The sequence below is a fragment of the Aeromonas sp. HMWF015 genome (assembly GCF_963878965.1).
Lineage (GTDB): Bacteria > Pseudomonadota > Gammaproteobacteria > Enterobacterales > Aeromonadaceae > Aeromonas > Aeromonas veronii.
In genome coordinates this window covers 1-20,022 of record NZ_CAWNZT010000115.1, presented here as the reverse complement: position 1 = coordinate 20,022, position 20,022 = coordinate 1, and the positions used below count along the sequence as shown (strand labels likewise).

17 protein-coding genes, 5 tRNA genes and 1 pseudogene are annotated in these 20,022 nt (G+C 58.7%); 12 read left to right on the top strand and 11 right to left on the bottom strand.

Features of this window, described 5'->3' with window-relative positions; translation table 11 throughout:
• Positions 1 to 100: 100 nt before the first annotated feature.
• From AACS18_RS05775 to AACS18_RS05765, 3 genes are all read right to left on the bottom strand, one after another.
• Entirely contained in the window at positions 101 to 652 is a 552-nt protein-coding gene (locus tag AACS18_RS05775; RefSeq protein ID WP_005362195.1) for a hemerythrin domain-containing protein, read from the bottom strand.
• Between the two features lie 70 nt (positions 653 to 722).
• A complete protein-coding gene (gene ung / locus AACS18_RS05770) occupies positions 723 to 1,400 on the bottom strand; it encodes a uracil-DNA glycosylase (protein ID WP_005334934.1) in 678 nt (225 codons plus the stop codon).
• A 69-nt stretch (positions 1,401 to 1,469) separates the two neighbouring features.
• Positions 1,470 to 2,210, bottom strand: a complete 741-nt coding sequence (locus AACS18_RS05765; RefSeq protein WP_108612089.1) for a substrate-binding periplasmic protein — start codon at positions 2,208 to 2,210, stop codon at positions 1,470 to 1,472.
• 368 nt (positions 2,211 to 2,578) lie between these two features.
• Between AACS18_RS05765 and grcA the strand changes: the two genes are divergently transcribed.
• On the top strand, positions 2,579 to 2,959 hold the full coding sequence (gene grcA / locus AACS18_RS05760; RefSeq protein WP_005334936.1) for an autonomous glycyl radical cofactor GrcA: 381 nt from the start codon (positions 2,579 to 2,581) through the stop codon (positions 2,957 to 2,959).
• A gap of 117 nt (positions 2,960 to 3,076) precedes the next feature.
• Here the strand turns inward: grcA and AACS18_RS05755 are convergent, their stop codons facing one another.
• The 7 genes from AACS18_RS05755 to hemA all read right to left on the bottom strand — a co-directional run bounded on the left by AACS18_RS05755 (position 3,077) and on the right by hemA (position 10,176).
• Entirely contained in the window at positions 3,077 to 4,357 is a 1,281-nt protein-coding gene (locus AACS18_RS05755; RefSeq protein ID WP_108612088.1) for a dicarboxylate/amino acid:cation symporter, read from the bottom strand.
• A 301-nt stretch (positions 4,358 to 4,658) separates the two neighbouring features.
• Complete coding sequence (gene kdsA, locus AACS18_RS05750; protein ID WP_108612087.1) at positions 4,659 to 5,513, bottom strand: 3-deoxy-8-phosphooctulonate synthase; 855 nt, start codon at positions 5,511 to 5,513, stop codon at positions 4,659 to 4,661.
• Positions 5,514 to 5,610: 97 nt separating this feature from the next.
• The gene (locus AACS18_RS05745; protein WP_005362204.1) at positions 5,611 to 6,411 is read right to left on the bottom strand and encodes a SirB1 family protein; all 801 of its coding nucleotides are present in this window, start codon (positions 6,409 to 6,411) and stop codon (positions 5,611 to 5,613) included.
• A 12-nt stretch (positions 6,412 to 6,423) separates the two neighbouring features.
• Positions 6,424 to 6,807 carry a SirB2 family protein gene (locus AACS18_RS05740; protein ID WP_108612086.1) on the bottom strand — a complete coding sequence of 128 codons (384 nt, stop codon included), beginning with the start codon at positions 6,805 to 6,807 and terminating at the stop codon, positions 6,424 to 6,426.
• Between the two features lie 56 nt (positions 6,808 to 6,863).
• Positions 6,864 to 7,715 (bottom strand): peptide chain release factor N(5)-glutamine methyltransferase, encoded by an 852-nt coding sequence (gene prmC, locus AACS18_RS05735; protein WP_108612085.1) that lies wholly within the window; start codon positions 7,713 to 7,715, stop codon positions 6,864 to 6,866.
• Between the two features lie 61 nt (positions 7,716 to 7,776).
• Positions 7,777 to 8,865: a peptide chain release factor 1 gene (gene prfA, locus AACS18_RS05730; protein WP_005353897.1), complete on the bottom strand. Its 1,089-nt coding sequence runs from the start codon at positions 8,863 to 8,865 to the stop codon at positions 7,777 to 7,779.
• A gap of 51 nt (positions 8,866 to 8,916) precedes the next feature.
• Positions 8,917 to 10,176, bottom strand: coding sequence for a glutamyl-tRNA reductase (gene hemA, locus AACS18_RS05725; protein ID WP_064340862.1), 1,260 nt, complete (start codon positions 10,174 to 10,176; stop codon positions 8,917 to 8,919).
• Positions 10,177 to 10,302: 126 nt separating this feature from the next.
• Between hemA and lolB the strand changes: the two genes are divergently transcribed.
• The 11 genes and pseudogenes from lolB (at position 10,303) to AACS18_RS05670 (ending at position 17,677) form a co-directional block, all read left to right on the top strand.
• The gene (gene lolB / locus AACS18_RS05720) at positions 10,303 to 10,881 is read left to right on the top strand and encodes a lipoprotein insertase outer membrane protein LolB (protein ID WP_005353907.1); all 579 of its coding nucleotides are present in this window, start codon (positions 10,303 to 10,305) and stop codon (positions 10,879 to 10,881) included.
• Positions 10,881 to 11,751, top strand: a pseudogene (ispE, locus tag AACS18_RS05715) (4-(cytidine 5'-diphospho)-2-C-methyl-D-erythritol kinase). Before lolB ends, ispE begins: the two are co-directional and overlap by 1 nt.
• Positions 11,731 to 11,805 (top strand) — tRNA-Gln (locus tag AACS18_RS05710). The pseudogene ispE and the gene AACS18_RS05710 overlap by 21 nt, the downstream one beginning before the upstream one ends.
• 192 nt (positions 11,806 to 11,997) lie before the next feature.
• Positions 11,998 to 12,945, top strand: coding sequence for a ribose-phosphate pyrophosphokinase (locus AACS18_RS05705; protein ID WP_005343846.1), 948 nt, complete (start codon positions 11,998 to 12,000; stop codon positions 12,943 to 12,945).
• A gap of 116 nt (positions 12,946 to 13,061) precedes the next feature.
• On the top strand, positions 13,062 to 15,050 hold the full coding sequence (locus tag AACS18_RS05700; protein ID WP_108612083.1) for a bifunctional metallophosphatase/5'-nucleotidase: 1,989 nt from the start codon (positions 13,062 to 13,064) through the stop codon (positions 15,048 to 15,050).
• Between the two features lie 218 nt (positions 15,051 to 15,268).
• Complete coding sequence (gene pth / locus AACS18_RS05695; protein WP_005334960.1) at positions 15,269 to 15,865, top strand: aminoacyl-tRNA hydrolase; 597 nt, start codon at positions 15,269 to 15,271, stop codon at positions 15,863 to 15,865.
• 116 nt (positions 15,866 to 15,981) lie between these two features.
• Positions 15,982 to 17,073, top strand: a complete 1,092-nt coding sequence (gene ychF, locus AACS18_RS05690; RefSeq protein WP_005353921.1) for a redox-regulated ATPase YchF — start codon at positions 15,982 to 15,984, stop codon at positions 17,071 to 17,073.
• 234 nt (positions 17,074 to 17,307) lie between these two features.
• Positions 17,308 to 17,384 (top strand) — tRNA-Met (locus tag AACS18_RS05685).
• A 10-nt stretch (positions 17,385 to 17,394) separates the two neighbouring features.
• Positions 17,395 to 17,469 (top strand) — tRNA-Gln (locus AACS18_RS05680).
• Positions 17,470 to 17,508: 39 nt separating this feature from the next.
• Positions 17,509 to 17,585: transfer RNA gene (locus AACS18_RS05675), tRNA-Met, on the top strand.
• Positions 17,586 to 17,593: 8 nt separating this feature from the next.
• Positions 17,594 to 17,677 (top strand) — tRNA-Leu (locus AACS18_RS05670).
• A 218-nt stretch (positions 17,678 to 17,895) separates the two neighbouring features.
• Here AACS18_RS05670 and AACS18_RS05665 read toward each other — a convergent pair.
• The gene (locus tag AACS18_RS05665; protein WP_108612082.1) at positions 17,896 to 19,728 is read right to left on the bottom strand and encodes an SLC13 family permease; all 1,833 of its coding nucleotides are present in this window, start codon (positions 19,726 to 19,728) and stop codon (positions 17,896 to 17,898) included.
• Positions 19,729 to 20,022 lie beyond the last annotated feature (294 nt).

Here is a 20,022-nt window from a genome sequence, read left to right as displayed (position 1 = left end):
GCTTGCTCCACCATGCAAAAGGCCTCCAGATGGAGGCCTTTCTGTTTTCACTCAAGTTGCACTCACACAATACCCGCCGCGCTGCGGGTTCGGGCTCATCTTAGCCGTTCGTGAGCGGCAAAGAGAGGCGTTTGGCCAGTGCCTGAAAGTGCTGGCTCACCTCAGCCCCGAACAGGGGGTCGCCAATGGCGCGGTTCTGCCAGTTTTGCTCCAGATGACGCCAGTCATCCTCGGTCAGGGAGTCACGCAGATGGGGGAAGATCACCCCCTCTTCATAGTTCATGTGTGCCTCTTGCAGTTCCACGAAGCGCTCCAGCTTGGTAGTGAACTGATCGAGGGGGATCACCGCATCCATCAGGATCATCTCCACCATCTCCTTGAGATCGGCCCCGGCCTCCAGCAGCTTGACGTGTTCCTCCTGCAGGCGGTTGGCAACCTCCCCCTCCACCACCCGATATTTCAGGTAGTAGTCATAGATGAGGTCTTCCTTGGGATGGTGGTACTTGTCAGAGACCTCCCGCAGGTAGTCGATGACATCGCGCACCAGAAAATAGCTGATGGGCTCTTCGGCACGGATGGCTGCCAGCTTGTGCTTGAGCAGCTCCAAAAGTCGGGCGATGTTGAGATGATCCTTGTGCAGACTGGATAACATGGGCACTCCTTGGCTCTGAATTAATCTTATGTCCCTGAGTATACGGTCATTTGTCGCCCGAACTTTGCACTCAATCAAGTGGGATGCAGACAGATTTCCACTCTATCGGACTCTTGTCCTGTTGTTCCAGCAAGCGATTGGTCTCGCTAAAGTGACCGCAACCGATGAAACCGCGATGGGCAGAGAGTGGGCTCGGGTGCGGCGCGGTCAGCACATAGTGGCGCTGGCGGTCGATGAAACGTCCCTTCTTCTGGGCGTGGGCACCCCACAGCAGGAACACCACGCCCTGACAGCTGGCATTGATCTGCTCGATGACCCGATCGGTAAAGGTCTCCCATCCCAGATGGGCATGGGAATGGGCCTGACCGGCCTGCACCGTCAGCACAGTGTTGAGCAGCAAGACACCTTGTTTGGCCCAGGATTCGAGAAAGCCGTGATTGGGTGTGACGAAACCTGGCAGGTCACGCTGCATCTCTTTATAGATGTTGACCAGTGAGGGGGGCGTACGCACGCCGGGCAGAACGGAGAAACAGAGACCGTGCGCCTGATTGGGGCCGTGGTAGGGGTCCTGGCCCAGGATCACCACCTTGACCTGATCCAGCTCGGTCAGCTTGAAGGCATTGAACACATCGGTGGCTGGCGGATAGATCACCTTGCCCGCTTCCCGCTCGGCTCTGACAGTTGCCAGCGTACTCTTGAAATAGTCCTGCTCTTTCTCAGAGCCAATCACATCACTCCAGGTCAGCACCCCGGCCTCCTCACTTGATACGGCGAAGGGCTCAGGATAGGGGGCCAGCCCGCAAGACGCAACCGTGGCTCACGCTTTCCAGAGCCTGGCGAGGCGCCCCGAGCGCTCCAGCTTGCGCAGGCCGGTATTGAACAGCAGCATCAGACGGCGTGCCTCGGGATCGGCCTTGCGCATCAGCAGGTATCCCGGTTGCGACCAGATGGGGTCGGCGGCACCGGTCAGTGACAGCGATTGGGGATGACGAACGAGTGCCTGCTGGAACAGAGTCTGTGCCACCTGCTCATCCATCACCAGATAGTGGATCCGCCCGTCGAGCAGCTTGCCCATGCTCTCCTCATCGGAATCTGACCACTCGAGGGTGAGCCCGGCTTGGCGGGCGGCAAAACCATCGCCATAGAAGTAGCCACGGGTCACCCCGACCGGCTCGTGTTTCAGCTCACCCAGATTGACCACGGGTGTACCGGTCAACGTTATCAGGCGAGTGGTGAAATGGCCGAGCGAGGCGGAGAGATAGAAAAGCTGCTCCCGCTCGCGGGAGCGAAACCAGGGCATGGTGACCACATAGCGCCCCTCCAGAGTCAGTCGGTAAGCCTCGGCCCAGGAATAGAAGTGAAAGCTGACATCGAGCCCCTCTTCGGCAAAGGCCTGGCGCACCACCTCACAGAGAAAGCCCTGATTGGGCAGCGACTCACTGATATAGGGCGGCCACTCGCCCACGGCAATACGCACCGTCTCGGCCCGCACCGCAACACTGCTTGCCCAGCAACAGAACAGGGCGAGCCATGCCCACTTTCGCCACCCATTATGCACCCGGCACTCTCCTCGCTTTTTTTGCTGAGTGTAGCCAACCCCTCAATTAACCTCAGAAAAAGCCGAAAAGATGTAGTTAAATTACTACATTAACGAGATAAAAGATGCATAATTTGGATATCTTACAAAATCAGAAAAATGACCTATTTTTGATTCAACTCAAGAATTTAATCCCATTGAAATGGCGTTTTGTCGGATTTTATTGATCTGGATCAATTTTGGTAATATTACCACCGTGGTATATATGACCCCATCAAAGAAAAGGTGTAAGGCAAGGGCCCTTTAAGTCATCGCCATCGACGGTAGCTTAAATACATCAGGGTAATTTCCTTACAGTTGGATTCGCGTTCCCATTGAGGAGTCATACCATGATCAAAGGCATTCAAATCACCCAGGCCGCCAACACCGCTCTGCTGAACTCTTTCTGGCTGCTGGACGAAGAGAAGCAACAAGCTCGCTGCATCTGCGTCAAAGGCGATGCTTTCGCTGCCGATCAAGAAGTGCAACTGGCTGACCTGGGTCAGTTCGAATACCGCGAACTGCCGGTTCAGGCTGAGCCTGCTGTTGAAGGTGGCCAGCACCTGAACGTCAACGTGCTGCGTCGCGAAACTCTGGAAGATGCTATCGAAAACCCGGAGAAGTACCCGCAGCTGACCATCCGCGTTTCCGGCTATGCAGTGCGTTTCAACGCCCTGACCCCGGAACAGCAGCGTGACGTGGTTACCCGTACTTTCACCCAGAGCCTGTAATCAGCGCCCTGCAGTGAAAAGCTGATACTTGCGGTATCAGCACAAAAAAACGACCGATTGGCCGTTTTTTTATTGCCCCCGCACCAGCCAACGCGGCCGTGCGGGGTGGAACAGCGCTTACGCCCTGTCCGCTTCCAGTTGCCCGACCTTGCCGCCGAGCACTGCATCCATTTTCTTCTCGTCCAGCTGCTTGCAGTATTTGGCGACCACCACGGTGGCAACCCCGTTACCGATCAGGTTGGTCAACGCCCGCGCTTCGGACATAAAACGGTCGATCCCCAGGATCAGCGCCAAACCAGCCAGTGGCAGATGGCCAACCGCCGAAATAGTCGCCGCCAGCACGATAAAGCCACTACCAGTCACCCCCGCCGCCCCTTTCGAGGAGATCAGCAGTACCACCAGCAGGGTGATCTGTTGGAACAGATCCAGCGGCGTATTGGTAGCCTGGGCGATAAAAATCGCCGCCATGGTCAGATAGATGGAGGTGCCATCCAGGTTAAAGGAGTACCCGGTCGGAATGACCAGCCCCACCACCGATTTCTGGCAACCCAGCTTCTCCATCTTGTCCAGCATCCGCGGCAGTACCGACTCGGAAGAGGAGGTCCCCAGCACGATCAGCAACTCCTCACGAATGTAGGAGATGAAACGCAGGATGCTAAAACCTGAGGCTTTAGCGATGCTGCCCAGCACAATGAAGATAAAGAAGAGGCAGGTGAGATAGAAGCAGGCAATAAGCTGGCCCAGCTGTACCAGTGAACCTACTCCATATTTGCCGATGGTAAATGCCATTGCCCCGAATGCACCGACCGGCGCCAGTCTCATTATCATATTGATAATGCCAAATATGACTTTGGAGAAACTGTCGATGACGCCGAAAATAATCTGTCCCTTTTCACCGATATGATGCAGGGAGAAGCCGAACAGCACAGCAAACAGTAACACCTGCAAGATATTACCGCTGGCAAAGGCACCGATCACACTGCCCGGAATAATATCCAGTAAAAAGGCGATAATGCCCTGGGACTTGGCCTGCTCCGCATAGGCGGAGATGGTGCTGGCATCCAGCGCAGCCGGATCGACGTTCATACCGGCACCCGGTTGCAGCAGGTTGACCACACACAGCCCGATGATCAAGGCGATAGTGCTGACCACCTCGAAGTAGAGCAGAGCAATGGCGCCGGTCTTGCCGACCGCCTTCATGCTCTCCATCCCGGCAATGCCGGTAACCACGGTACAGAAAATAACGGGGGCGATGATCATCTTGATCAATTTGACGAAGCCATCACCGAGGGGCTTCATATCGGCGCCCAGTTCCGGATAGACATGCCCCAGAAATACCCCGAGGGTAATCGCGAGCAATACCTGAAAATAGAGGCTGCTAAATAGTTTCTTTCGCATTATTAACGTCCTGTTAATTTAATTGCACATTGTTATGGCAGCAATAAACATGCAGATAGCCGGACGAGATATCTGCGTACCTCACCCGATCCATGCTGTTTCTGCATTACTACGGTCACCACTTTACATGTAATAAAAAACAATTAAGAGATATCAATCACACAACAAAATTAACACCATTAACACCACGACAACCAATAATTGTTTGCTCGCAGATTAATTTGAGTCTTCAACTAAATATGGCAGATATAAAAATACCCCGCATTGCGGGGCATTTTCATCAGGCATGACAGCGTCGGGATCAGGCCGAGGTATCGAGAGGTTCGAAGCCCTTGATCAGGTCATCGATGGCCTTCATCTGTTTGAGGAAGCCTTCCAGCTTCTCCAGCGGCAGGGCGCTCGGGCCATCACAACGGGCAACTTTCGGATCCGGGTGGGACTCAATAAAGAGACCGGCCAGACCGACCGCCATGCCGGCGCGCGCCAGCTCGGTCACCTGCTCGCGACGGCCACCGGAGGCGGCACCCAGCGGATCACGGCACTGCAGGGAGTGGGTCACGTCAAAGATCACCGGATAGCCACCGGTGCTCTTCTTCATCACGCCCAGACCCAGCATGTCCACCACCAGGTTGTCGTAGCCGAAGTTGGCACCGCGCTCACACAGGATCAGCTGATCGTTGCCGCACTCCTCGAACTTGTCGGTGATGTTCTTCATCTGGCTTGGGCTCAGGAACTGCGGCTTCTTGATGTTGATAACGTTGCCGGTGCGGGCCATGGCTTCCACCAGATCAGTCTGGCGCGCCAGGAAAGCGGGCAGCTGGATAACGTCAACCACCTCGGCGACCGGCTTGGCCTGATGGGGTTCGTGCAGATCGGAGATGACCGGCATGCCGAAGGTCGCTTTCAGCTCCTGGAAAATCTTCATCCCCTCTTCCAGACCCGGACCGCGGTAGGAGTGGATGGAAGAGCGGTTGGCCTTGTCCCAGCTCGCCTTGAACACGAACGGGATGCCCAGCTTGCTGGTCACTTCCACGTACTTCTCGCACACCGCCATCGCCATGTCGCGGGATTCCAGCACGTTCATGCCGCCAAACAGCACGAACGGTTTGTCATTGGCAACGTCGATCTGGTTGATCTTGATATTCTTCTGTTCCATCTAAGACATCCTTAATAAAAGGGCCTGAAGCCAAGTTACTCCGTTGCGACCGGACGCAGCGGCCTTGATATTCTTCTGTTTCAGTTTCAAGCCGCCCTTAATGGAGGGGCTTGGGGCTCAGATCCAGCGCGGCCAGCTGCACTTTCAGCACATCGGCGACCGGATCGTCCGGGCATTGTTCAATAAAATATTCAAAATCGTCGGCGGCCTGACGCGGGCAATCGAGCTGCTCGTAGATAAAGCCGCGATCCCGCGTCTCCAGCGGATCGCCGGGCTTCATCCGCAACAACAGCTCGCTGCAGCGTAGTGCCTCGGGCATACGATCTTCCCGCAGCAGGGCCCCCTTGCTGACGTTGAGCAACCGCTCGATGATCTCCCACTGGCCGGAGGGCTGCAGGTAGTCGGGGGTCAAGGTCGCCAAGTCCCCCAGCGCACCGCGCAGTAGCAGCTCGATGCGGGCCAGACTCAGCTCGTCGCCGGTAAAGGGGTCGACATAGACCTCCCCCTCGCCACCGGCAAAGCTCACCAGGAAGTGGCCGGGGAAGCAGATCCCCTCTACATCGAGCCCGAGCTTGCGCCCAAGCTGGATGATGAGAATACCGAGGCTGACCGGGATCCCCTTGCGCTGAACCAACACCTGATTGAGATCGCAGTTGTTGGCAGAGAAATAGTCCTGCCAGTCGCCATGAAAACCGAGGCTGTGGTAGAAGCCCTGCAGCAACTGCTGGCGCACCTCGTCGCAGGTGCCCTCTTCGATCTGCTCGTCCAGCCACTCGTCCAGCAGGTTCAACTCGCGGATCCCCTCCTCGACTGAGCCATAAATTTCGTCACTGACCGACAACGCCAGCTCGGTGATGTCGTGGGCTTCGAAATCGGTCCATTCGTCTATGTGTAACATTCTCTTCATGCCTTAGCCGAACACACTCGTCTGTTTGAGCACTGCCAACTTGGCAATAAAGTAGATCCAGCCGAGCGCCCCCAGAAAGGAGCACCAGCGCACCAGATTGCTTTTGGCCAGCCGCAGCGCCATCGCCGCCAGAAATACCAGCACCAGAATGGCCATCAGCTTCTCGCTGAGCCAGGGCGTTCCGTTATTGAGCGGGTTGAGATCCAGCACCATGCAGAGCAATACGCCGGAGAGCACCACCAGACCGTTGAGCCAGCCGCTGACCTTCATCACCGGCGTGCTGTAGGCACGGCCAGTAGCGGTCTGTACCCAGTAGAAGCGGAGCATAAACATCAGCACGGCCCCGGCAATCAGGGTGAGGTGCAGGTGTTTGAGCACAAAAACCATATTCAATCCTTGCATGGGGGCGCACAGGCAACCCGCCGTGTAACAGTGAGGAACCGTCAGCGCTGCGGGCAGAGGCCCAGCGTCACCCTGCCGTTATCCCCGTAATCGCGCACCGTGGCTACCTCGCGGTAGCCGCCATCACGCAGCAACTGACGCACCGCCTCCCCCTGATCCCAGCCATGCTCCAGCAGCAACCAGCCATCGGTCAGCAGATAAGCGGGGGCGTGGGCCACGATGTGGCGGATATCAGCCAGCCCGGCGTCATCGGCAACCAGCGCCGAGCGGGGTTCAAAGCGCACGTCACCCTGCTCGAGATGGGGATCGGCGCCATCAATATAGGGGGGATTGGAGACAATCACCGCAAAACGTGGCGTTTCGTCGCGATCCGGCTCGCCAAGGGGCTCGAACCAGCTACCGTCGCGCACCTCGATGGGTAACCCCAGTGCGGAGCTGTTCTCGCGGGCCAGCGCCGCGGCATCCGCCATCCGATCCACCGCCCACACATCGAGCTCGGGCCGCTCGGACTTGAGCGCCAGCGCGATGGCGCCGGTGCCGGTGCCGAGATCCAACACGGCGCAAGGACCTTGCGGGATTCTGGTCAGCGCCTGCTCGACCAGCACCTCGGTATCGGGGCGCGGGATCAGGGTCGCCGGGCTCACCTTGAGGGGCAGCGACCAAAACTCCCGCTCGCCCACCAGATGGGCGATGGGTTCGCCATTGAGACGACGGACCAGCCACCCCTGCAGAGTGGCCTGCTGGGCGGCATCCAGCTCACGCTCGGGCCAGGTCATCAGATAGCTGCGACGACACCCGAGCAGATGGCAGAGCAGTACATCGGCGTCGGCGCGGGGGGATTCCCCGCCAGCCAGCACGGTCATGATATGGGCGCGGGCCTGCTGGATCTGCATCAGTGCCACTCCACCTTATGAGCACAACACTTAATGCGAGCTTGCCGGATCACCATTTGCATTAGTTGTTCTCGGCCAGCGAGGCGAGCTGATCGGCCTGATACTCCTGCACCAGCGGGGTGATGACGCAGTCCAGATCCCCTTCCAAAATTTCGGAGAGGCGATAGAGGGTCAGGTTGATGCGGTGCTCGGAGAGGCGACCCTGCGGGTAGTTGTAGGTACGAATGCGCTCGGAGCGATCGCCGGAGCCCACCAGATTGCGGCGGGTGCTCTGCTCGGCGGCGCGATGGCGCTCATCCTCGGCCGCTTGCAGTCGGGCTGAGAGCACCGACATCGCCTTGGCGCGGTTCTTGTGCTGGGAGCGCTCGTCCTGACACTCCACCACCAGACCGGTCGGCAGGTGGGTGATACGAATGGCCGAGTCGGTCTTGTTGACGTGCTGACCACCGGCACCGGAGGCGCGGAAGGTGTCGATCTTCAAGTCGGAAGGATTGATCTCGATCTGCTCGGCTTCCGGGACTTCCGGCAGCACGGCGACGGTACAGGCGGAGGTGTGCACCCGGCCTTGAGACTCGGTCTCCGGCACCCGCTGTACCCGGTGACCACCAGATTCAAACTTGAGACGGCCATAGACGCGCTCGCCGTCGATCTTGGCGATCACCTCCTTGTAGCCACCGTATTCACCATCGTTGCAGCTGACAATGGAGACGCGCCAGCCCTGACGCTCGGCAAACCGTGAATACATGCGGAACAGGTCACCAGCAAAGATGGCCGCTTCGTCGCCACCGGCACCGGCGCGGATCTCCAGATAGCAGTTGTTGTCATCCTTGGGATCCTTGGGCAGCAACATCAGTTGAAGCTCCTGCTCCAGCGCCTCCAGATTGGCCTTGGCCAGCGGCAGCTCCTCCTGCGCCATCTCGCGCAGGTCGGCATCATCCTCCTCCAGCATCATCTGGGTGGTCTCAAGATCATCCTGCGCCTGACGGTAACGCTGGAAGGCGTGAACGATATCTTCCAGCTGGGCATATTCGCGGGTCAGGGCGCGGTAGCGATCCTGATCCGAGACCACATCCGGCTCGCCGAGCATGGCCTGTACTTCTTCGTGGCGCTCGATGAGGCCTTCCAGCTTTCTGATCAGTGACGGATTCATAACTCTTGCATTCTCAATGGAGGACGGGACAACCGGCAGGTTGCCCGAAAATTATGGCTCTTGTGACAACCCCAGCGCCTGCCGCAAGCGGGAGAGCTCGCTCTGATCCCCCTGGGAGGCAGCCTGGCGCAACGCCTGGGTCGGCGCGTGGATCAATTTGTTGGTGAGGCGATGGGCCATCGCCTTGAGCGCCTGTTCGGCACTCTCGCCCTGCGCCAATGCCAGCAGGGCCCGTTGCAACTCTTCATCAGCCACTTGCTGGGACTGATGGCGGTAATCGCGAATGAGGTCGACCGAGCTCTGGCCGCGATACCAGCCCATAAACTCGTCGCGCTCTTCCTGCACGATCACTTCCGCCTGTGCGGCAGCCCGTTTACGGGTTTCGAGGTTCTGCTCGATGATCCCCTGCAAATCATCCACCGTGTAGAGATAGGCATCGGAGAGCTCATCGACTTCGGCTTCGATGTCGCGCGGCACGGCAATATCCACCAGAAACATGGGTTTGAAGCGGCGGGCCTTCAGCGCGCGCTCCACCATCCCCTTGCCGATGATGGGCAGTGGGCTGGCGGTCGAGCTGATGACAATATCCGCCTCGTGCAGATAGTCGGGGATCTCTTCGAGCGTCATCACCTGGGCGCCGAATTCGGCCGCCAGAGTCTGGGCGCGCTGCAGGGTGCGGTTCGCCACCATCATCTTGGTGACGTTCTGCTCGCGCAGATGACGGGCCACCAGTTCGATGGTCTCCCCCGCCCCGACCAGCAATACCTTGGTCTGGGAGAGATCGGAGAAGATCCGCCGACCCAGGCTGACGGCGGCAAAGGCCACCGACACGGCACTGGCGCCAATCTCGGTATCGGTACGCACTCTTTTCGCCACCGAGAAGGATTTCTGGAACAACCGCTCCAGCGCTCCCTTCAACGACTCCGCCTGCTGGGCGTGGGCATAGGATTGCTTGATCTGCCCCAGGATCTGCGGCTCCCCCAGCACCAGCGAGTCGAGCCCGCACGCCACCCGCATCAGGTGGCGCACCGCCTCTTCATCGTGATGCTGATAGATGGCAGTGACCAGTTCGGCCGCGTCCAGCCCGTGGAACTGTTGCAGCCAGCGCAGCACTTGCTCCTGCCGCTCCTCCTCCAGATTGCAATAGAGTTCGGTCCGGTTGCAGGTGGAGACGATCACCGCCTCGCTGACACCGGGTTGGCTCACCAGCTCACGCAAGGCGCGATCGATGCAGTCCGGGCCAAAGGCGACCCGTTCCCGCAAGGCGACACTGGCGGTGTTGTGGTTGATTCCGAGGGCAAGCAAACTCATGAGTGGGCGACGATCATTTCATACGCTGGGTGCAAAGGCTGCCAATTGTACGAGAAAGGGTAAGTCTTTAAAAGCAATACGGCCGCCCCGTATACTGTGGCAAATTCCTCTCTCTGGAGCCGTCTCTTGCTGCTACGTATTTTTACCCTCACCTGCCTGCTGTTACTGGCCGGTTGTGCCACCACCCAGCCCCAGCGTGACCAGGTGAACTGGAACCAGGAGCGGACCCGTCTCGAGCAGCTGACCCACTGGCAGCTATCCGGCAAGATGGCCATCATCACGCCACAGCAAAAGGGCAGCGCCCGTCTCAACTGGCAGCAGGATGGGGAGGATTATCGCCTCAACCTCACCAGCCTGATTGGCACCAGCATTCTGGAGCTCTCCCGCAGCAAGGGAGAGATCACCCTGCTCGACAGCGACGGCAATCGCCACCAGAGCCAGGATGCCGAAGCGCTCATCTATCAGCTGACCGGCTGGAATATTCCGGTTGCGGGATTGCCAGAGTGGATCAAGGGGCTGCCGGGTCAGGCGGAGTTTGAACTCAACCCCGACAGCAGTCTGGCCAGCGTGCGCGACGGCCAGTGGCAGATCGTCTATGGCGATTATCGGGATCAGGATGGCTACCGCCTGCCGCACCAGCTGACCATGACCGGCCAGAACAGCCGCCTCAAGCTTCAGATCAACCAATGGACTCTTGCACGTTAATGGCTTCCACACGCTGGCCGGCACCGGCCAAACTCAACCTGTTTTTACACGTCAATGGCCGTCGTCCCGATGGTTATCACGAGCTGCAGACCCTGTTTATCTTCCTCAACCACAGCGACTGGCTCGAGTTCGAGGTGATACCAAATAGCGACACACTCACCCTGACGCCGGCCATTCCCGGGGTGTCGGATGAGCAGAATCTGATTATCCGGGCGGCGCGCCTGCTGCAGGCAACCCTGTCGAGCCCGCAAGGTGCCCATATCCGGCTGGAGAAAGTGCTTCCCATGGGGGGCGGTATTGGCGGCGGTTCGTCCGATGCAGCAACCACGCTGGTGGCGCTTAACCACCTCTGGCAAGCGGGTTTGAGTGAAGATGAACTGGCAGCGCTTGGCGTCCAGCTGGGGGCCGATGTGCCGGTGTTTGTCCGTGGCCGGGCGGCCTTTGCCGAAGGCGTGGGCGAGCGGCTGCAACCGGTCGAACTGCCCGATGCCTGGTATCTGGTGCTCAAGCCCGATTGCCATGTAGCGACCGCGGCCGTATTCCAGGATCCGGACCTGCCGAGAGCCACGCCGAAAATGGCGCTGGACAACTTGCTGGAAGGCGAGTGGAAAAACGATTGCGAATCACTGGTGAAAAAGCGCCACCCCGAGGTTGCCAATGCGCTCGGCTGGTTGCTAGAATACGCGCCGTCAAGAATGACGGGCACAGGAGCCTGCGTCTTTGCTCAATTTGAAGACGAAGTGACTGCTCGGGAAGTGTTGGCCTGCGTGCCGAAGGGACTTGATGGGTTTGTCGCCAAGGGCGAGAACATATCACCTCTCTTCTCCACATTGCAACAGTTCAAATGATTGGGGTATCGCCAAGCGGTAAGGCAGCGGGTTTTGATCTCGCCATTCCTAGGTTCGAATCCTAGTACCCCAGCCAATTTTACCGAACGGTATTGATGATTAACGTGGCCGGTTTTGCACTCGGCCACGGATTCGGGTTACCGGTATCATCACATTCATTGGGCAGCAGACACCTTGTACGTTATCTTGATAAATCGTTTGCCCCAAAACGATAGGGTCTGATTTCAGACTCCCCCACATACTGGATGCAACCCCGAGGTTTCAAACCGTGCCTGACATGAAGCTGTTTGCTGGTAACGCAACGCCGGAACTAGCCCAGAAGATCGCAGATCGCCTGTTTATCAAACTCGGCAATGCTGCCGTAGGTCGCTTTAGCGACGGCGAGATCAGCGTACAGATCAATGAGAATGTACGTGGTGGCGATATCTTCATCATTCAATCCACCTGTGCCCCGACCAACGACAATTTGATGGAATTGATCGTCATGGTGGATGCTCTGCGTCGTGCTTCAGCTGGCCGTATCACTGCCGTTATCCCCTACTTTGGTTATGCCCGTCAGGACCGTCGCGTCCGCTCCGCCCGTGTACCCATCACCGCCAAGGTTGTCGCTGACTTCCTCTCCAGCGTCGGTGTGGATCGCGTGCTGACCGTTGACCTGCATGCCGAGCAAATTCAAGGTTTCTTCGACGTTCCGGTAGACAACGTGTTCGGTAGCCCGGTGCTGCTGGAAGACATGAAGTCCAAGAACCTCGAGTCTCCTGTCGTTGTCTCCCCGGACATCGGTGGCGTCGTGCGTGCCCGCGCCATCGCCAAGCTGCTGGATGACACCGACATCGCCATCATCGACAAGCGCCGTCCCCGCCCGAACGTCTCCCAGGTCATGCACCTGATCGGTGACGTTGCCGGCCGCGATTGCATCATCGTTGATGACATGATCGACACCGGCGGCACCCTGTGCAAAGCCGCAGAGGCCCTGAAAGAGCGCGGTGCCAAGCGTGTATTCGCCTACGCTACCCACCCGGTCTTCTCCGGTTCCGCCGTCGAGAACATCAAGAACTCCGTGATCGATGAACTGATCATCACCGACTCCATCCCGCTCACTGCGGAGATGAAAGCGGTCGGCAAGGTCAAGCAGCTGACGCTGTCAACTGTACTGGCCGAAGCCATTCGTCGCATCAGCAACGAAGAGTCCATCTCTGCCATGTTTGAGCATTGATAGATTCAGCAATAACGAAAACCGCCATCAGGCGGTTTTCGTCTTTCTGGACCTTCTCTTTCCAACTTTCTGCTATCTGGTACGACCCTGCCCCCGGCAGGCTTAAGGATTTACCCATGAATTGCTTGCGTCCCCTCCTGCTCGCGACCCTCACCTCCGCCCTGTTCGCCTGTCAGCCCGCCAAAGAAAACCCGCCCTTCGTGCTGACCCTGGCTCACATGAACGACACCCACTCCCAGTTTGATCCGGTCAATGCGGAGATCAAAGGGCAGATCTTTGCCCAGCAGGGGGAGACGGACACCCTCTATACCCGCTTTGGCGGTTATCCGCGCCTGCTGACCATGGCGAAAGCCTATCAGGCCGATGCGCTGGCCAAGAACCAGCCCTTGCTGCTGCTGCACGGCGGTGATGCCTGGCAGGGCAGCGGCTACTTCAAACTCAACGAGGGGATGGCCAACGCCGAGTTGCTGAGCCAGTTCGGCCTCGATGCCATGGCGCTGGGCAACCACGAGTTCGATCTGGATAACCAGAAACTGGCCCGCTTCATCGAGGGGGTCAACTTCCCGGTGCTGGCCGCCAACCTCGACACCAAGGCCGATCCGGCCCTTAGCAAGGCTGACAACCTCAAGCCCTTCGTGGTCTACGCCTTTGACGGCAACCAGAAGAGTCCGGTCACCGATCTCGACAACCTGCCGCAAGGCAAACAGCTGGTCGCCGTCATCGGTCTGGTGCTGGAAGACATGGGCAATATCGCCCCCAACGTCGGCAAGCTGCGCTTTGGCAAGGAGGTCGCCTCGGCTCAGGCCACGGTCGACATGCTGCAAGCCAAGGGGATCCATCAGATCGTGGCGCTCACCCACATCGGCAACGAGCGGGATCTGGCACTGGCCGCCAAGGTAAACGGCCTCGATGCCATCGTCGGTGGCCACTCCCACAGCCTGCTCGGCGATTTTCGCAATATCGGCTGGGGCAAGACCGGCGATTACGCCAAGCTGGTGACCAATCCGGATGGCATCGGCAAGACCTGCGTGGTGCAGGCGGGCTCCTACGCCCAGGCCATCGGTCTGGCACAGGTGACCTTTGACAGCCAGGGTCAGGTGACCGACTGCCAGGGCCACAACAGCCTGCTGGCCAGCCGCGACTTCTTCGCCGATGCGGCGCGCAAGCAAGCGCTCGACGACGCCCGCAGCAAAGAGGCAAGCCAGTTTGTCGACAACCAACCCAATCTGGTCACCGTGGATGAAGATCCGCGCCTGCGCGGCATCATCGACAGCCACTACAAACCGGCGCTGGAGAAAGCCTACGGCCCGGTGATCGGCACCATCCCCGAGCAGCTGCAAAATGCCCGTCGCCCCGGCGACAACGGCAGCGACAGCCACGGCTCAGATGTAGCGCCGCTGGTTGCCGAAGGGGAGTTCTACTGGGCCAATACCCCAGCAGTGCAAGCCCTGACCGGCGGCCCGGTCGATTTTTCTCTGGTTGCGGTGGGCGGCGTGCGCGCCGACCTGCCTGCTGGCGAATGGCGTGAGGGGGATAGTGCCCTCACCCTGTTGCCATTCAAGAACCAGCTCGCGGTGCTGACCCTGACCGGCGCCGAGGTACGCGCCCTGCTGACCGAGACCATCACCGCCACCCTGCCCGCCAGCGCCCATGCCGGCAAGTTCCCCTATGGCGGCCACCTGCGTTACACCTTCCAGGAGACCGACGCAGGCAAAGCGGGCACCCTGACCCAATTGCAGCGCAAGACCGCAAACGGCGAGTGGCAAGATCTGGTTGATAACCAGCACTATCGGGTGGTGATGAACGCCTACAGCGCCAACGGCAACGATGGCTGGCAGGCACTGGCCAATGCCCAGCGTCAGAAGAGCGAGCGGGTCGATATCGCCAGCGTCAATGGCAAGCTGACCGCCTTCCCGGTGCTGAAGGTGGCACAAGACGGCGAGCTGCTGAGCGCCGTCTATGCCCCGGGCCAGCCACTCGATTGCAAAGCCAGCGGCGTGGATTGCGGCACCGATGCAGCTTCTTTCGTGGAGTATGTGCGCGATGCCCGTCCCACCCTGACCGCACTGGATGAAGAGACCGTCACCCTGCTGCGTGCCAAATAACGACGGTTGTCAACCGGGCACAATCCATCGGCAAGCTGAAACGGGCCTCTTGCAAGAGGCCCGTTTGCCCACCGTTAGCCACCCATTGACCGCAATAATGCTGCAAATCCCGCCATAACATGCGCATTGGTTGAGTGATCGCCACTCGGCGGCTAGAATATTGCGTCCTATTGCCATGGGTAGTGTGCCCATGGCAGCTGCGAGTGAAGACATCAAGCGTGACAAGCGAAATCAAACTGATCGTCGGACTGGGCAACCCCGGCCCGGAATATGCCAAGACCCGCCACAATGCGGGCGCCTGGTATGTGGAGCAACTGGCCCGCTGGCACAATGTCAGCCTGCGTGAAGAACCCAAGTTCTTCGGCCATACTGCCCGCATCCTGGTCGAGGGGCAGGATGTGCGGCTGCTCATCCCGAACACCTATATGAACCTCTCTGGCAAGGCGGTGGCCGCACTGGCGCGTTTTTATCAGATTGAGCCGGAAGCGATGCTGGTGGCCCATGACGAACTGGATCTGCCGCCAGGCATCGCCAAGTTCAAGCAGGGTGGTGGTCACGGTGGCCATAACGGCCTCAAGGACATCATCGCCAAGATGGGCAACAACAATAACTTCTTCCGGCTGCGTCTCGGGATCGGCCATCCCGGCAGCAAAGAGCAGGTGGCTGGCTTCGTCCTGACCAAGGCCCCCAGCAGTGAACAGAACCTGATCGACGCCGCGCTGGACGAGTCCCTGCGCGCCACCGACATCCTGTTCAAACAAGATATGACCAAGGCCATGAATCGCTTGCACAGCTTCAAGGCAGAAAAGGGTTAGGTCGGTTTGACCCTGTACGGGCATTGTGCCGGTACATGAGCAATGACCAGAACAAGCATGACATGGGCCGCCTGCGGGCGACCCCCAACAGCATCCATCAAGTAAGGTAACAATCCATGGGTTTTAAATGCGGTATCGTGGGCCTGCCCAATGTAGGCAAATCCACCCTGTTCAACGCGCTGACCAAGGCCGGTATCGAAGCCGCCAACTTCCCGTTCTGCACCATCGAGCCGAACACAGGTGTGGTGCCGATGCCGGACCCGCGCCTCGATCAGCTGGCTGCCATCATCAATCCGCAGCGCGTTGTGCCGACCACCATGGAATTTGTGGACATCGCCGGTCTGGTTGCCGGCGCCTCCAAGGGTGAAGGTCTGGGTAACCAGTTCCTGGCCAACATCCGTGAAACCGAAGCGATCGGCCACGTAGTGCGCTGCTTCGACGACGAAAACATCATTCACGTTGCCGGCAAGGTCTCCCCTGCCGACGACATCGAAGTGATCAACACCGAGCTGGCCCTGTCGGATCTGGACGCCTGCGAGCGTGCCATTCACCGTCAGTCCAAGCGCGCCAAAGGCGGCGACAAGGATGCCAAGCTGGAAGTGGAAGTGCTTGAGAAGATCAAGGTCGCGCTGGAAAACGGCCAGATGATCCGCGGCATGAAGCTGGATAAAGAAGAGCTGGCCGCTGTGAGCCACCTCAACTTCCTGACCCTGAAACCCACCATGTATATCGCCAACGTGGCGGAAGATGGTTTCGAGAACAATCCCTATCTGGACAAGGTGCGTGAAATCGCCGCCGCCGAGAACGCGGTTGTCGTGGTCGTATGCTGTGCTATTGAAGCCGACATTGCCGAACTGGACGACGAAGATCGCGCCGAGTTCATGGCTGACCTGGGCATCGAAGAGCCGGGCCTGAACCGCGTTATCCGCTCCGGCTACCAGCTGCTCAACCTGCAGACCTACTTCACCGCCGGTGTGAAAGAGGTACGCGCCTGGACTATTCCGGTCGGTGCCACTGCCCCGCAAGCGGCTGGCAAGATCCACACTGACTTTGAAAAAGGCTTTATTCGCGCCCAAACCATCGCCTTTGAAGACTTTATCAACTACAAGGGTGAGCAAGGCGCCAAGGAAGCGGGCAAGATGCGCGCTGAAGGGAAAGATTACATCGTCAAAGATGGCGATATCATGAACTTCCTGTTCAACGTCTAATCCCATGACAGGCCAGCATTTGCTGGCCTGTTTTTTATCTGCCATTGCCCGGGCAATCATGGCAATGTCTTAAAAAAAAGCAGATTGTTGGGCTTTTGCGCAACAGAGACCAATAACTGGTCAAACGCACTCAAATTGCGTTTTTCTGGCAAAAAAAGGGTTGACGCCCCAGAGCCAGATACGCATAATTCGGCCCGCACGGTGACGAGGTAACGACTCACCGGAAGCAAGGTTGGCTATGTAGCTCAGTTGGTTAGAGCATCGCACTCATAATGCGGGGGTCACAGGTTCGAATCCCGTCATAGCCACCATTATTTCTGTTGGGGTATCGCCAAGCGGTAAGGCAGCGGGTTTTGATCTCGCCATCCCTAGGTTCGAATCCTAGTACCCCAGCCATTTTTCTGTTCTCTTCCACATCAGTGGTCGATAACAAACGGCTATGTAGCTCAGTTGGTTAGAGCATCGCACTCATAATGCGGGGGTCACAGGTTCGAATCCCGTCATAGCCACCATTAATATTGCGGAAGTGGCGAAATTGGTAGACGCACCAGATTTAGGTTCTGGCGCCCTAGGCGTGAGAGTTCGAGTCTCTCCTTCCGCACCATTAATAGCAGTACCAAACAGACCAGCTCACGCTGGTTTTTTTGTATCTGAAATTTGCCTCTCCCCAGTTTTTCTCTCGCTCCTCTATTAACCCAGCTCCACGTTAATTCCCGTTCACGTCACTCTTCACTGATTCCGATCACGCCTTGCCACTCTTGTCTCCCGGCCATAAAAAAGCGGCCCGCAGGCCGCTGGTGCACACATTCATCATCCCGGTTATCAGAATGGGAAGAACCAGGGGATCGCTACCACGCTCACCGCCATCACCAACAGGGTGAATGGCACCCCGATACGGATAAAGTCGGCGAACTTGTAGTTGCCCGGCCCCAATACCAGGGTATTCACCGGTGACGAAACCGGCGTCATAAAGGCGGCCGAGGCGGCGATGGCAATGGTCATGGCAAACGGATAGGGCGATACCCCCATCTGCTGGGCCGTGCCCAGCGCAATGGGCGCCATCAGCACTGCGGTGGCGGTGTTGGAGATAAAGAGCCCGATCACCGCGCAGAGGGCAAACAGGCTGGCCAGCATGACCCGCGGCCCCATCTCCCCTACCGCATTGATCAGACCACCGACGATCAGATCCACCCCGCCGGTTTTTTGCAGCGCCAGCGCAAAGGGGAGCATACCGACGATGAGGATCAGGGTCGGCCAGTGGATCGACTTGTAGGCACTTTCCATATCGATACAGCGAAACTTGCCCATCAGCAGACAGGCAATCAGCGCGGCAATCACGTTGGGCACCGGATCGGTCACCATCAGCAGGATCATCACTCCAAGACAGAAGAGGGCATGAATGGCCTGACTGCGGGCGGGGGCCATCTCGTCCACTTCGGCGGGCAGCCCCATCAGCAGAAAGTCGCGGCTATGGGTCTGCAACTGTCTGATGTGGCTCCAGTTCCCTACCACCAGCAGGGTGTCGCCCATCTGCAATGGCTCGTCTACCAGCTTGCCTGCCAGTGCCTCACCGTCGCGGCGCAGCCCCACCACGCTCAGACCATAGCTGGAGCGGAAGGTCACCTCACGCACGCTTTTACCCAGCAGCTTGGACTCGGGGATCAGCGACACCTCGGCCATCCCCACCTCCCGCGCCTGATCGGAGAAGTACTCCCCGCGCAGGATCATCGGCTCGAGCCGTGCCTCGCTGCAAAACGCCCGCACATCCACCTCGGGATCTGACATGTCGATCAGCAGCACATCCTTCGCCTGAAATTCACTGATCCCCGATACCGGCACCATCACCCGGCGGAACTTGCGCCAACGCTCCACCCCGATGACGTGGGCACCATAACGGGCGCGTAGTTGCAGCTCTTCCAGGGTGTGACCAATCAGCGGGGAGTCAGGCCGCAGCGCCAGACGGCGGGCCCGACCGGCCAATCGGTAGTCTCGGATGAGATCGCGCAGGGTGCGGCGCCCGTTCGGCTTGCCTTTGCCCTCTTCCCCTTCGCCCACCAAGGAGCCGCGCACCAGCAGCATGTAGAGGATGCCCAGCCCCAGGATCAGCACGCCCATCGGGGTGAAATCGAAGAACCCGAAACCATGTATGCCGTGGCGCATCAGCTCGCTGTTGACCACCATATTGGGGGGCGTGGCCACCAGCGTCATCATGCCGCTGATCAGCCCGGCAAAACCGAGGGGCATCATCAGGCGACCGGCCGGGATCCCCATCCGGTTCGCCACGCTCAGCACCACCGGGATAAAGATGGCCACCACTCCGGTGCTGCTCATCACAGCCCCCAGACTCGCCACCGCTACCATCAGCAACACCAGCAGCTTGGTCTCGCTGCTACCCGCCACCTTCACCAATGCATCCCCCACCTGATAGGCGATGCCGGTGCGCACCAGCCCCTCACCCACCACAAACAGGGCGGCAATCAGAATGACGTTGGGATCGCTAAACCCCGCCAGCGCCTCCGGCAGGGTGAGGGTGCCGCTCAGCACAAACAGGATGACCACACCAAGGGCCACCACGTCCATGCGCACCTTGTTGGTCATGAAGAGATAGATGGCGCCAGCCAGCAGACAGAGCACCCAGACAAGCTCGGAATTCAATGCAACCTCCTTTTATCACGTGATTATCCTCCCGGAGAGTGGACTCTATCAGACCACAGCCACGGCGCTATCATCTTGCTACATATCAATAAAGTCCGGCCCGCCGGGGCACCATAACCCATCACTGCTGGAATAACCGGGCAGCAGCGGCGATTTCTTTGATATGGGCCAAGCCCGGGGCGGACAAAAGTCCTGCCCCTCCTCCCCCTCACCCCTTAGAATGGCGCCCTCGCATACTAACCCTCATGCCCAAGGATCAGAAAATGAGCATATTCGAGCTGTTCAGCATCAATA

Bases quoted from the DNA above. Each gene is read 5' to 3' on its own strand.
- AACS18_RS05775 (WP_005362195.1), bottom strand. From the start codon at position 652: ATGTTATCCAGTCTGCACAAGGATCATCTCAACATCGCCCGACTTTTG.
- grcA (WP_005334936.1), top strand. From the start codon at position 2,579: ATGATCAAAGGCATTCAAATCACCCAGGCCGCCAACACCGCTCTGCTG.
- AACS18_RS05755 (WP_108612088.1), bottom strand. From the start codon at position 4,357: ATGCGAAAGAAACTATTTAGCAGCCTCTATTTTCAGGTATTGCTCGCG.
- kdsA (WP_108612087.1), bottom strand. From the start codon at position 5,513: ATGGAACAGAAGAATATCAAGATCAACCAGATCGACGTTGCCAATGAC.
- AACS18_RS05745 (WP_005362204.1), bottom strand. From the start codon at position 6,411: ATGTTACACATAGACGAATGGACCGATTTCGAAGCCCACGACATCACC.
- AACS18_RS05740 (WP_108612086.1), bottom strand. From the start codon at position 6,807: ATGGTTTTTGTGCTCAAACACCTGCACCTCACCCTGATTGCCGGGGCC.
- prmC (WP_108612085.1), bottom strand. From the start codon at position 7,715: ATGCAGATCCAGCAGGCCCGCGCCCATATCATGACCGTGCTGGCTGGC.
- prfA (WP_005353897.1), bottom strand. From the start codon at position 8,865: ATGAATCCGTCACTGATCAGAAAGCTGGAAGGCCTCATCGAGCGCCAC.
- hemA (WP_064340862.1), bottom strand. From the start codon at position 10,176: ATGAGTTTGCTTGCCCTCGGAATCAACCACAACACCGCCAGTGTCGCC.
- AACS18_RS05700 (WP_108612083.1), top strand. From the start codon at position 13,062: ATGAATTGCTTGCGTCCCCTCCTGCTCGCGACCCTCACCTCCGCCCTG.
- ychF (WP_005353921.1), top strand. From the start codon at position 15,982: ATGGGTTTTAAATGCGGTATCGTGGGCCTGCCCAATGTAGGCAAATCC.